At 67.0% G+C, this 12,692-nt stretch carries 10 protein-coding genes; 2 read left to right on the forward strand and 8 right to left on the reverse strand.

The genetic code is table 11. From position 1 onward, the window contains the following. Entirely contained in the window at window positions 1-1,524 is a 1,524-nt protein-coding gene (locus B5D13_RS03905) for a hypothetical protein (RefSeq protein WP_078687021.1), read from the forward strand. A 42-nt stretch (window positions 1,525-1,566) separates the two neighbouring features. Here the strand turns inward: B5D13_RS03905 and B5D13_RS03910 are convergent, their stop codons facing one another. The 4 genes from B5D13_RS03910 to B5D13_RS03925 form a co-directional block, all read right to left on the reverse strand. Then, window positions 1,567-3,540: an EAL domain-containing protein gene (locus B5D13_RS03910; RefSeq protein WP_143327746.1), complete on the reverse strand. Its 1,974-nt coding sequence runs from the start codon at window positions 3,538-3,540 to the stop codon at window positions 1,567-1,569. A 197-nt stretch (window positions 3,541-3,737) separates the two neighbouring features. Then, window positions 3,738-4,580, reverse strand: a complete 843-nt coding sequence (locus B5D13_RS03915) for an HAD family hydrolase (protein WP_078687023.1) — start codon at window positions 4,578-4,580, stop codon at window positions 3,738-3,740. A gap of 140 nt (window positions 4,581-4,720) precedes the next feature. Beyond that, window positions 4,721-5,950 carry an iron-containing alcohol dehydrogenase gene (locus B5D13_RS03920; protein WP_078687024.1) on the reverse strand — a complete coding sequence of 410 codons (1,230 nt, stop codon included), beginning with the start codon at window positions 5,948-5,950 and terminating at the stop codon, window positions 4,721-4,723. A gap of 135 nt (window positions 5,951-6,085) precedes the next feature. Next, entirely contained in the window at window positions 6,086-6,937 is an 852-nt protein-coding gene (locus B5D13_RS03925; protein WP_143327747.1) for a class I SAM-dependent methyltransferase, read from the reverse strand. A 117-nt stretch (window positions 6,938-7,054) separates the two neighbouring features. Between B5D13_RS03925 and B5D13_RS03930 the strand changes: the two genes are divergently transcribed. Further along, window positions 7,055-8,896, forward strand: a complete 1,842-nt coding sequence (locus tag B5D13_RS03930; protein ID WP_078687026.1) for an elongator complex protein 3 — start codon at window positions 7,055-7,057, stop codon at window positions 8,894-8,896. A 93-nt stretch (window positions 8,897-8,989) separates the two neighbouring features. On the opposite strand, the gene B5D13_RS03935 is transcribed toward B5D13_RS03930, so the two are convergent. The 4 genes from B5D13_RS03935 to B5D13_RS03950 form a co-directional block, all read right to left on the reverse strand. Continuing rightward, window positions 8,990-9,973, reverse strand: a complete 984-nt coding sequence (locus B5D13_RS03935) for an AEC family transporter (RefSeq protein ID WP_078687027.1) — start codon at window positions 9,971-9,973, stop codon at window positions 8,990-8,992. Between the two features lie 225 nt (window positions 9,974-10,198). Continuing rightward, window positions 10,199-10,825, reverse strand: a complete 627-nt coding sequence (locus B5D13_RS03940; RefSeq protein ID WP_078687028.1) for a uracil-DNA glycosylase family protein — start codon at window positions 10,823-10,825, stop codon at window positions 10,199-10,201. Window positions 10,826-10,959: 134 nt separating this feature from the next. Next, the gene (locus B5D13_RS03945; RefSeq protein ID WP_078687029.1) at window positions 10,960-11,331 is read right to left on the reverse strand and encodes a P-II family nitrogen regulator; all 372 of its coding nucleotides are present in this window, start codon (window positions 11,329-11,331) and stop codon (window positions 10,960-10,962) included. Between the two features lie 69 nt (window positions 11,332-11,400). Beyond that, the gene (locus B5D13_RS03950; RefSeq protein ID WP_078687030.1) at window positions 11,401-12,639 is read right to left on the reverse strand and encodes an ammonium transporter; all 1,239 of its coding nucleotides are present in this window, start codon (window positions 12,637-12,639) and stop codon (window positions 11,401-11,403) included. Window positions 12,640-12,692 lie beyond the last annotated feature (53 nt).

Below are 12,692 nucleotides of genomic sequence, written 5' to 3' on the forward strand. Positions count from 1 at the left end.
GTGGCCACGGCACCCAATCCCATCGAGGCGCTCGCCCGGGCGTCCGCCAGCCAGACCAAGATCCGCTACGTCCGCTACCACGGCACGTACGCGCGACCCTGCCCAGCCCCAGCCAAGGCGGACGGCTCGCCGCAGGCTGATTTCACAAGCACGCGGCCAGCTGACGCCACGGACGCGCGACAGCTGGCCATCCTGCGCCACATAGAGCTCCCGCGCATCAGGGAGCGTCTCTGGCACGGAGAGTCCATCCTTCTGGCCACGACCTCGCAGGAGCAGGCCCGGGCGGCGCTGCGCATTGTGCGCGAGGCGCTTGAGGGAGAAGAAATCGACACCGCACTCGAGGGCGCCAACGTGATCCTGCACCGTCCGCAGTACGACGCCTACGACGCCATCTATCTGCTGCCGGCCAACCTGGGTCCGCAGGCTGGCGCGGGCGCGTTCGCGCTGGGCGGCATCGTCGTCAAGGGCGAGGTCTGTCTCGTCGCGTCGGCGGACGACCCGCAGGCCCAGGCTCTTCTGGCCACGGTTCCCGCAGAACGCCTGGGCGTGGAGGACTCGACGCTCCTCTCGATCTTCGACGACGTGCACGAGGGCGTCACCACCCTCGAGGGCGAGCCGGTCCCCACCTTCCACCGCCGCGTCGGCCGCACCCTGCGCGAGCTGGACAAGAGCGGCAGCATCCCGCGCCTGTGGTTCAAGAAGAACGTCACGCTCTCGCAGCTCGCCGACCAGGACGACGCGGGCCTGGGCAGGCTCGCGCGCCAGTGGGACGTGCCCAGCAACGCGTGCTTCGACTTCGCGGTGTTCGACCGCGTCAGCCGCAGGCTCTGCGCGCTGATCGACGTCCGGGCGCCGGGAGCGGCGAGTGACGCCCCGCAGGTCCGGACCAAGGCGCGCTTCGTGCGCGAGGCGCTGGGCGCCGCTGCGGTGACGCTCACGCAGCCCGAAGAGCCCACACACGCGGACGAGGGTGCGAACCCGGATGCCTCGACTTTCTCGTACGTCACCATCCCCACAGACGGCAGCACCTTCCTCGAGACCAAGGAGCTGCGGCTCAAGGCCATGTCGATGAGCCTTGCCGGCAGCCGCTACCTACCCGATGGCACCAAGCTGCCCGTCAGCCTGGCCCACGTGCTGCTGAGCGCCTTCAGGGCGCAGCGCTCGGACGACGAGCGGCGCCTCTACGTAAGCGAGGACGTGCTCAGGGCAGCACGCGACGCGGGACTGAGCATCTGGCCCAAACCCAAGCCAAAAGACGAGGCCAAGGCCGCCAAGGCCAAGCGAAAGGCCGCCGACGCCGGCGGCGCGACGGCAAGGGACGCAGGCAAGAAGGGCGCGCCCCCCAGGGGCGGCAAGCAGGATGGCACAAGGCAGGACAGCGCCAGGCTCGGCCACGACGGCAAGCAGCCACATGGCAGCGGGCGTGCCGTCGCGCGGAAGCAGAAGGTCAAGCCCGGCTACAAGGCGAAGGCTAAGCGCAAGGCAAGGCGTACGCAGCACGGCCGCGAGGGCGGCAGGCGCTAAGCGAGATCCGCGGCAGGCGCTAAGCGAGATCCGCGGCAGGCACTAGGCGGAATCCGGGGCGGGCGCGGGGCTCGTGCCAACAGGCGCGGGGCCCTCATCCATGGTCCGCTTGAGGTAGTCCGTGAACTCGCGCACGGGCAGCGCCGGCGAGAAGTAGAACCCCTGCTCGTACTCGACGCCCATGTTGAGCACGTCCGAGGCCATGTGCATGGTCTCGACGCCCTCGACCACGACGTCGAAGCCCATGTGCTCGAGCATGTCTATCTGGAAGCGCAGGACCTGGCTCTCGCCCTTGAAGAAGGCGCGGGTGGTCTCGGCGTCGAGCTTGACCTCCGATATGGGCAGGGTCGAAAGGCGAACGATGTTGCTGGTCCCCGAGCCGAAGTCGTCCAGGGCGAACGTCGCGCCCTCGCCTATCAGGCGCAGCATCTGGCTGCGCAGGAGGGTCAGGTCGTCCATGGCGGACTCGGTGATCTCGAAGCAGAAGTCCGAAAGCAAGACGTTGCGACGGGCCGCCTCCTGGATTAGCTCCTCGGCCAGGTTCTCGCTCATACACTGCGCGGGAGAGAGGTTGACGTTGATGCGCTCGATGCCCAGGGCCCGCAGGTCATGCGTAGAGGCAAACAGGCAGGCACCCGCGAACACCTGACGCCCCAGCTCGCGAATGCTGCCGTTCCTTTCGGCCACGGCGACGAAATCCGACGGGGGAACGCTGCCCATCTCGGGATCGTTCAGGCGGGCGAGGGCCTCCGCCCCCGTGATCTGGCGGTCGTGCACGGAGTAGATGGGCTGGAAGAAGACCTCGATGCGCCTCTCGCGCAATGCGCTCATGACCGCGCCCTCGACGGCAGCCTCGCGAATGAGCGCCTCGAGGTAGGAGTCGTTGATCGTGAAGAGGTCCTCTCCCCTGAGTTCGGCCTCCATCAGGGCGCGCACCAGGCACTCGCGAACGACGACGATGTTCGTCTTGTCGACCGAAAGGGGCAGGTATGCCATGGCGACAGTGAAGTCGACCTCGGTCGAGGTGTCCAGCCAGGGCCTGCGGAAGCGCTGACGGATCTCGGACGACAACCTCCTCGCGTCCATCTCGCCGCCCTCGCACAGGAGCAGGAAGCGGCCCGAGCCGATGTAGAACCCATAGTACTGGGGGAACTGGTGGCGAAGCCAGTCGCCGATCAGGACGATGCCACGGTCGACCTGCGGGACGCCGTAGATTCGCTTGGCGACGGCATAGTTGCGCAACTGGATGCCAAAGACCGAGAAACGCTCCGCTCGTATCTGGCAGTTGGACACCATCTCGTCGAAGGCGCCGTAGTTGAACAGCGGGACCTTGGGATGGTGGAAGAGGTCAGGGTTCTGAGCGGTCAGGTAGATGACCAGGATTGCCAGCAGGCTAAAGAAGCTCGTCACCAGCGTGTGGGAGAACAGCCCGCGCATGAGGATGGCCGCGACCAGGATGGCGTCGCAGACGTACAGGCTGATGACCAGTCTGAGCTGGGAGCGACGCTGGCAGGTGACCAGCACGAAGAGGAGCGCACCTATGTAGAACCACGTCGACCAGTAGATGCTGGGGTAGAGCCAGGTGTTGTGGTAGCCCTCCCCCGGGTCAAAGTGGAAGATGAGGCCGAACCACGGCGTGGTGACGACCAGCGCCACCATGATCAGGATGGGGACGCAGAGCGCGTTGATGACGCGTATGCCCAGCACGCGCTCTGCGTGGAGCGCCTCGACCGCATAGTAGAAAATCGCCCAGCCCCTGAGCAGGAAGCCCAGGAAGTACAGGATGTTGACCACGTACATGAGCCACAGGGGGAACTGCTCCCATATCTCGTTCATCTCGCACGAGACGATGTCGGATATGGTCATGGCCAGGTTGGCCGCAAGGACCGCGGCGAACGCCCACGACTGCCTGCCGGGAAGGTTGCGACGAGACAGGTAGTAGCCCATCAGAATAATCTGGACCGGGATAGTGGCCAACGCAAAGTCGTAGTTGTACCCGCTGAGCCAATGGAACACCGCAACCACCACGCCCTCTGCCAAAGTGACGTACGCATGCCCGCAAAATATAGAGAGTTGCACCAACAGTTTGGCATAGGGCGACAATATCGTCACCGACGCGGTGACAATTGGCACGATGTGGCAGGCGAGCGCAACAAAGTCACGCTCGCAAGGACTAGCCGGGCAAGAAGAGGTTGGGAAGTGCCAGGATCCGGCTAGCGCATGAACGAGGGCGTCTGGCCGCTTTGGGCGCAGCGGGCGATCTCCTCGAGCGCCTGGGCGACGGCATCGTCGGCACAGGCGCCGATGTGCCAGCGCGCGGTCGCGGCGGCCTCGGGCGTGGCGTTGGCGACGGCCACGGAGTTGGGCACTTCTCGCATGATGGCAAGATCGTTCTCGGCGTCGCCGAAGAACACGATCTCGTCGGCGCAAACGTCGAGCTCGGTCATGAGGTCGGTGAGCGAGGAGCCCTTGTTGACGCCGCTCGGCAGGATGTCCACCCAGTGCGGGACCGGCTGGACGAAGTCGAACTCGGGACAGAGCTCGGCACCCTTGGCCATGACCTCCTCGACGTCGGCCTGGGTGCCGGCGCAGCCGAAGGTGGCGCCGATGATCTCGAAGTCGGGCACGGCGTCGCAGGCGTGCGCCTCGAACGAGAGGTCGTCGCCCCAGAGCTCGGCAAAGCGCTGGCGGATGCCCATGCACCAGACGGGGTTCTGGGGTGCGCTCTTAAGCGGGTAGGCGCCCACAAAGCAGTCGTCGCGCGTGAGGACGTAGTCGACGAAGCGCTGGAGCGCGGCGTTGTCGATCAGGTGCACGCGGCGCATGTCGCCGTCGACCATGACCTTCTTGCCGTTGGAGAGGATGCCCGTCCGGAAGCAGGAGTCGTCGCCGTCGAAGAACCTGAGCAGCTCGAAGTAGTCGCGCCCGGTGGCGGGGCCGAACTGGACGCCTGCCGCGCGGACGGCCGCGATGGCCTTGCGGGCGCGGGCAGAGACGTGCCCCGCGCCAAAGGAGACGAGGGTGTTGTCCATGTCGGTCAGTACGAGCTTGATCATGCGTCGCCTTTCTGGTTGCGATGACGGGCCACGGGTTTACCTGGGAATGGTACCGCGCGAGAACCCGCGGGCACGCAGCACCGTCGCCACCTGCGCCCTAAGCACACAACCCGCGACCGCCACAAGCTTCGGACTACGGGCTACGCGCCCGGCAGCAGGCGCTCGAGCACCTCGACCATCTGCTCGTGACCCCATATGACGGGCACGGGATACCAGGGAGTCGCCTCCTCGAGGGCGCGGTCGGCCAGAAGGTCGAAGTCGGTCGGGTCGAGCCGCTCGATGTGCGCGGGAATGCCCAGGCGTTCGTTGAGGGAGCGGATGCCCTCGATCAGGCGCGCGGCGTTCTGGTCGTCAGGCAGGTTGGGGTCGCCCACGCCCGCCGCGTGCGACAGCTGTGCCAGGCGCGCGTGCGCCGCGCTGCCGTAGGCCTCGAGCACCACGGGCATCACGCTTGCGATGGCGCGACCGTGGGGAATGTCGTAGAGCGCGCCGATGCCATGGGCAAGGGCGTGCACGTAGCCCACGAACGCGTTTGTGAGGGCAAGCCCCCCGCCGTACGAGGCGGTCAGCATGCACTCGCGCGCCTCGAGGTCGGACGGGTCGTCCATCACGCGGGGAAGGTTCGAGAAGACCAGGCCCACGGCCTCGAGGGCGGCCTCGGAGGCGACGGGCGGGCAGAAGCGGTTGACGTATGCCTCGACGGCGTGGGAGAGCGCGTCCATGCCGCTATAGGCCGTGACCTCGGGCGGAAGTCCCAGCGTGAGCTGGGCGTCCAGCACCGCCAGGCGGGGCACGAGCCTCGAGTCGCTTATGGGGTACTTGCAGTCGCGCCCGTCGACCACGTCGGTTATGACCGCGGCGGCCGTGACCTCGGAGCCGGTCCCGGCCGTGGTGGGGACGGCGACCAGGGGCGGAAGCATGCCGTGGACGCGCATGACGCCGCGCATCTGGGGAATCGTGAGACCGGGGTTGGCGACGCGCATGCCGATGGCCTTGGCGCAGTCGATGGCCGAGCCGCCACCGAGGGCGACGATGCCGTTGCAGCAGCCCTCCTGGTAGGATGCAAGGCCCTTCTCGACGCACGCGACCGTGGGGTCGGGCTTGACGTCGGAATAGACGGATGCCGCAATGCCGCTGACCTTGAGCGCGCGCTGCAGGGGCTCGATGGTGCCGCGGCGCACCATGCCGGAGGACGTGACGATCAGGACGCTCGTCACGCCCATGCGCGAAAGGGCCTGCGGCAGGCACAGGAGCGAGCCGGGGCCGATGATCCGCCGCTGCTCCCTGAAGCCCGCTCGCAGCGCAAGGGAGGTCCCGAGGTTGAGGGCGCGAGTGCCCATCCTTCGCGAAATGGCAGACAGAGCGCCCATGCCAGATCCTCCTTGCACGCGTCAGCAGAAGATGCGGACACCAAAATCCCGCGTGTCACGCAATGACAATAGTGTAATCAATTAGCGGGGCAATTATTCGGAGAGTGGCGCCTATCTTGCAGTCAAAAGTTCCGCCTACGATCTTCGGAACACAAGGTAGCGGTTGAGCGAGGAGGTCCTTCCGTCAGACGAGAAGTTCCCCAACAGGCGGGCGGAATCCCCCACCGCGCCCGCGAGCCGCTCAACCTCCGCATCGCCGAAGCTGTGGCAGTAGCGCCAGGCGCCCGGAAGCCGCTGCCAGCCCAGGAGGTAGTCGCCCGGACCAAGGTCCTGCGCGTCCAGCCCAAGGGCGTCGAGCGCCTGGGCGGTCGTCGCGCGCGCACGCTCGGCCAGGCCGGGCTCGCTCATGAAGCGCCAGAGCGAGACGCAACAAAGACCCCCGGGGTGCGTCGCGGCCACGAGGCCCTGCAGGAGCCGCTGCCGCGCGGCCTCCCCGGGCACGTGGTGAAGGAAGCCGAAGGAGACCACCAGGTCGAAGCCGCGCCCGAGCTCGGGACCGAGCCCCGCCGTCGCAAGGCGCGTGGGAAGGTCTCCGTCCAGGAGTGCCTCCACCACGTCGACCTTGTGGGTCGCCACGGCCACGCGCCCCGAAGGCACGGCGTCAGGGGCCGTCGCCATGAGGTCCTCGCAGTTGTCGACGGCGTGGTAGTCAATGCGCCGCCGTGGGAGCGCTCGTGCCAGGAAGGTCGCAAAGCGCAGGTTGCCTGCGGCAAGGTCGAGCACGCGCAGGGAGGCGCCGCCCGCATCCCACGGGGCGGCCCGGTCGCCCACCAGATGCGACAGGCAGCGGTCCCACCCCGGCCAGCGATTGTGTCGGGTAGCGGAAAACGAGCTCGCCTGCAGGCGGTAGAACTCGCTGTTCAGCCGGCTCATGCGGCGCGCGACGTCGTCGGCCATGTCGTCCATGTCAGGTCTTCTGGTATCCATAGCAGCATTCTAAGCCCAGCCGGCAGCGGACGGCACATGGCGGAAAAGTGGCGAGGGCGCATGCGCGCGCTTCTGGGCCACGCGCGCCCCCACGTCGCGCCCCTATAATGGCTTCCTATGGAAGAACTCTTGCTAGACATACTCGGGCGGCTGCGCGCGCTGCCGCAGGGGCAGGACGCGCTGGGGCACGAGGCGCTCGAGGCCGTGGTCCGCAGGCACAACCGCGGCATCCGTGACAACGCCAAGCACCTCTCGAAGAGACGGATACTCCCCTTCTACCTGCACGTTCGACAGAACGACCCCGACCGCTGGGCCAGCTGGAGCATCGACGAGGAGCTCGAGCGGCGCCTGCTCAAGACGTTGCGCATGAAGCCCCGACGCACGGCCTCGGGCGTCGCGACCATCACGGTCATCACCCGCCCGCAGCCCTGCTCGAGCGACTGCGTCTACTGCCCGTGCGACCTGCGCATGCCCAAGAGCTACCTTTCGAACGAGCCGGCGTGCCAGCGCGCCGAGCGCTCGTTCTTCGACCCGTACCTGCAGGTGACAGCCCGCCTGCGCGCGCTCGACCAGATGGGCCACGCAATCGACAAGATCGAGCTCATCGTGCTGGGCGGCACCTGGAGCGACTACCCACGTGCCTACCAAATCTGGTTCGTTCGCGAGCTCTTCCGCGCGCTCAACGACTGGCCGAACGTGGACCAGGACCGCCACGAGCGCTGGAGGCTCTACCACGACCTGGGCATATCAAGTGACCAGGAAGACCTTGCCGCCTTCGTCGCGGGCGAGCAGGCCAAGGTGGACGCCGGACAGAGCAGCTACAACGAGTCGTTCAGGCGGCTCTACTCCCAGAGCGAGCCCCACCAGAGGGCCGGCGACGCCATGGCCGCAACGCTGGACGAGCTCTACGCCGAGCACGCGCGCAACGAGCGCGCGGCGCACCGCGTGGTGGGCCTGGTCATCGAGACGCGTCCCGACACCGTGACCCCGCAGGCGCTCGAGCTCTTCCGCCAGCTGGGCTGCACCAAGATCCAGATAGGCATCCAGTCAACACGGCAGGAGATTCTGGACGCAAACCAGAGAGCAACGACAATCGCGCAGGTCAAGCGCGCGTTCTCGCTCATCCGCCTGTACGGCTTCAAGATCCACTCGCACCTGATGGTGAACCTCGTGGGCGCCACGCCCCAGGAGGACAAGCGCGACTTCCAGACCTTCGTGCAAGACGCCGGGTTTCTGCCCGACGAGATCAAGCTCTACCCTTGCGCCCTTGTCGCAGGCACGCGCCTGGTCGGTCTCTACCGGACGGGCGCGTGGCGACCCTACGACGAGGACGAGCTGCTGGACGTGCTGGTAAGCGACACCATGGCCACCCCGCCCTACATCCGCATCAGCCGCATGATCCGCGACATCGGGGCCGACGACATCCTGGCGGGCAACAAGAAGACCAACCTGCGCCAGATGGTCGAGGGCAAGATCGAGCGCGCGGGGCTGGCCGGCAAGGTGCAAGACATCCGCTTCAGGGAGATCAACCAACGCAACATCAGGGCCGACGACCTCACGATGGACGACTACCCGTACGAGACGGCAACCACGCGGGAGCACTTCCTGCAGTGGGTCACGCCACAGGGGCGCATCGCGGGCTTCCTGAGGCTCTCGCTCCCCAAGTGGGAGGCCATCCAGGACGGCCAGACCGACGTCGCCGCGGACGAGCTTCCCACCGGAGCTGGCGAGGCCATGATCCGAGAAGTGCACGTCTACGGGATTGCCGCCCACCTGGGCAAGTCGGACGTCGCGGCGCAGCACCGCGGCCTGGGACGCGCGCTCGTCAGCCGGGCCGTCGACATTGCGCGCGAGGCGGGCTACGCCCGGCTCAACGTGATCAGCTCCGTCGGCACGCGCGAGTACTACCGCCACCTGGGATTTGCGGACGCGGGACTCTACCAGAGCGTCGAGCTCTAGGCGCTTCTCCGCCGCGCGGGACTTACGGACGTCCTGCCGGGCTCGTCACGCCAGGGCCTGCGAGCATTCGTCAAGCACGCCCAGTGGTCGGACCTACCCCACCAGGCCAAGCGAGCTCACCAGCCACAGCCAGAGCGTCAGGGTGACGGCGCAGCCAAACGTGGTCATCATGACGGCGGTCGAGGTGAGGGTGCCATCGTGCCCCATGTTCTTCGCCATGATGTAGCAGCTCACCGTGCTGGCGGAGCCCAGCATCACCAGCAGCGCCACCAGCTGCTGGTCGCGGAAGCCCATCAGGATGGCAAGCGGCAGGAAGATGGCCACCAGAACGACCAGCTTGATGGCCGTCGCCACGCCGGCGAGCCTCAGGTCTCCCCTGGCGTCCTCGATGCTGAACGAGGCACCCATGGCCATGAGTCCCAGCGGGGTCGCGAGCACGGCCACGTTCTTGAGGGTGCTGGCCGCGATGTCGGGCATCGGCAGGCGCAGGACCGACCAGGCGAGGCCCGCCACGACGCCGATGATGATGGGGTTCTTGGCGATTCCGACCAGGGACTTCCTCACCAGGTCGGCGGTCTGGTCGGCACCCGTGCCCTCGGTGCCGCCCTCGTCGGTCCCCTCGGCGGTCAGCGTCAGCACGGCGACGGCCGCGACGTTGTACAGGGGCACGCTGCCCAGAATCATGAGCGCGCCCATGCTGGTGCTCGCCGAGCCGTAGATGTTCTGGATGAACGCCAGGCCCAGGATTGCCGCAGAGCTGCGGTAGCTCACCTGGATGAACTCTCCGCGACGTGGGCGCTCCGGCACCAGAGCGAGGCTCAGGAGCACGATTGCCGCGATGCTCAGAGTGGTCGCGACCAGGCAGAACAGCACGTAGCGACCGTCCCACGCGTCGGCGAAGTCCTGGGTCGCGAGGTCTCTGAACAGGAGCGCGGGCAGCGCCACCTTGAAGACGAACGCGTTCAGGTACGCGGTGAACCTCTGGTCCATGAGGCCCAGCCTGCGGAACAGCAGGCCGCACAGCATGGTCAGGAAGATGGGCAGGGTTGCGTTGACGCTAAAGAGAAAGCTCTCCAAGGGACACCCCCAGCGAGGTTGCGGTCAAGGGGACGGCGTGCGGGCACGCGCCGCCATGACCCGATTGTCTCCCCCGGCGCGCGGCCCGGCCGCCGCGCGCGCGAAACATACCCAAAAACGTAACGTCGGCACAGTTGGGACGCGGGCCAGGTACCGGGAGCGACCGGGGGACGACCCGGCAGGCCGCGCACTTCTCGCCCGCACGAGCGCGCAACCACCGGCGCGCTACCCCTCCAGGGCCGAGCGCACCGCCGCCTGCAACTCGGGCACGACCTCCGCCTCGAACCACGGGTTCTTCCGCATCCAGATCCGGTTGCGCGGCGAGGGGTGCACCAGGGGGAAGTACGCGGGGCCAAACGAGCGCCAGCCGCGCACCACGTCCGTGAGCGCCACGGAACCCTTGAGTCCCAGGTACCTGTGGACGGCGTAGCTGCCCACGAGCACGGTCAGCCGAACGTGCGGCATCATGCCCAGAAGCACCGGATGCCACTTCTGCGCGAAGCCCCTGCGCGGCGGCAGGTCCCCGGACTTTCCCGAGCCGGGAAAGTAGAAGTCCATGGGCACAATGGCGACCTTGCGCGCGTCGTAGAACGTTTCGCGGTCGACGCCCAGCCACGAGCGCAGGCGGTCGCCCGACTTGTCGTTCCACGGGACGCCGCTGTCCTGCGCGATGCGCCCGGGCGCCTGCCCTATCACCACCACGCGGGCCTCGGCGCTCGCCGAGTACAGCGGGTCGATTCCCCGCTCGGTGTAGGCGGCGTTCTGCGCGTCGGCCCTGATCGCCTCGAACACGGCGCCGAAGTCGCCGCCAAAGGCGTCCGCGCCCTCCTGACCAATGTCTGGCACTGCCATCGCAACCTCCCGTCGAACCCCTGCAGCCAGATACAGTCTGACCCAACGGGAGGCGCAGTCCGTTGCAGCCGCAACAGAGCCTAAGATCGCGACGGCGCGAGGGGTCGGGAAGCGCCCGCCCCCCTCGGCCGGCGCTAGTCCTTCGCGGGCGTGGGCGCACCGGGCTGGATGGCCATGAAGCCCTCCTCGCCCGTGCGGATGCGGATGGCGCGGTCGAGCTCGTAGCAGAAGATCTTGCCGTCGCCCACCTCGCCGGTCCAGGCGGCCTCGCGGATCACGTTGATGACCTTCTGGGCCCAGTTGGGCGTCGAGACCACGATCTCGAACTTCACCTTGGGCAGCATCGTCATGGCAGACACGCTGCCGCGCACCTTGTGCGTGTAGCCCATCTGGGTCCCGCAGCCCATCACCTGTGACACGGTGATGCCGCGCACCTCGATCCCAAAGAGGGCCTCCTTGACGTCCTCGAGCTTCTCCTCGCGGACGATTGCCTCGATCTTGAACATGTCAGCCTCCCAACAGGCCGCGCGACCGGACACCCGTGCCAGCCGCGCGACGGTCGCATACCAGCAATCCTAGTCGTCCAGTCCGTTGAACGAGGGGTAGGCGCGCTCGCCGTGCTGCGAGATGTCCAGGCCCACGCGCTCGTCACGCTCGCTCACGCGCAGCGGGACGACCAGGCTCACGACCTTGGCCACGACCAACGTTCCCGCCACGGCGATTGCGATGGTGATCAGGATGCTGGCGGCCTGCGCCGCGAAGAGCTCCCACTGGCCAAACGCGAGGCCGTCCCAGCGCACGGCGGGATTCACCTGGGACGTGGCGAACACGCCCGTCATCACACCACCAAAGATGCCACCGATGCCGTGGCAGCCAAAGGCGTCCAGCGCGTCGTCGTAGCCAAAGTGCTTCTTGATGCGAGACACCGCGAAGAAGCAGAGGGGGCTCGCGAGGAAGCCAATCACCAGGGCCGCCCACAGGGGCACGAAGCCACAGCCCGGGGTGATGGCCACCAGACCGATGACCAGGCCCGTGCTGGCGCCGACCAGCGTCGGCTTGCCGTCGTGAAGCACGTCCATCAGCAGCCACGAGAGCTCGGCCGTGGCAGAGCTGACGGCCGTCGTCGCAAACGCGTGGCCCGCGAGCTCGTTGGCCGCAAGCGCGCTTCCCGCGTTGAAACCGAACCAGCCAAAGAGCAGCAACGCCACGCCGATGGCGACCAGCGGGATGTTGTGCACGCGATAGCTCGCCTCGTCGTAGCCCTGACGACGACCCAGGAGCAGGCACAGCACGAGGGCAGACACGCCGGAGGTGATGTGGACCACGTTGCCGCCCGCGAAGTCGACCGACCCCATCTGGGCCAGAAGACCGCCACCCCACACCATGTGCGCCACGGGGTAGTACACCACCAGGGTCCAGAGCACCACGAACAGGAACAGCGCCTTGAAGTTCATGCGACCCGCGATGGCACCGGCAATCAGGGCCGGCGTGATGACCGCGAACATCATCTGGAACAGCGCGTAAACCATCAGCGGGATGCTGGGCGCGTAGCCGTTCGTCGCGTCCTCGACTCCAATCATGAACGGGTACTGCATGCTGCCGATGACGCCGGCCACGTCAGTCCCGAAGCTCAGCGAGAAGCCCAGCACGAACCACATCACAATGGCCACGCCAATGCAGAAGAACGACGTCATGATGTTGTTGACGACGTTCTTGCGGCGACCCAGGCCGCCATAGAAGAAGGCAAGGCCTGGCGTCATGAACAGCACAAAGGCCGCGCACAGCAAAACAAAGCCAGTATCGGCAGCATTCATCTTAGTACCCCTTCGTCGTAAGCGAACGGGTACATGATTCAACGCTCCGGTTG

Source organism: Olsenella sp. KH1P3 (genome assembly GCF_900167315.1).
In the GTDB taxonomy this organism is placed as follows: Bacteria; Actinomycetota; Coriobacteriia; order Coriobacteriales; family Atopobiaceae; genus Olsenella_J; species Olsenella_J umbonata_A.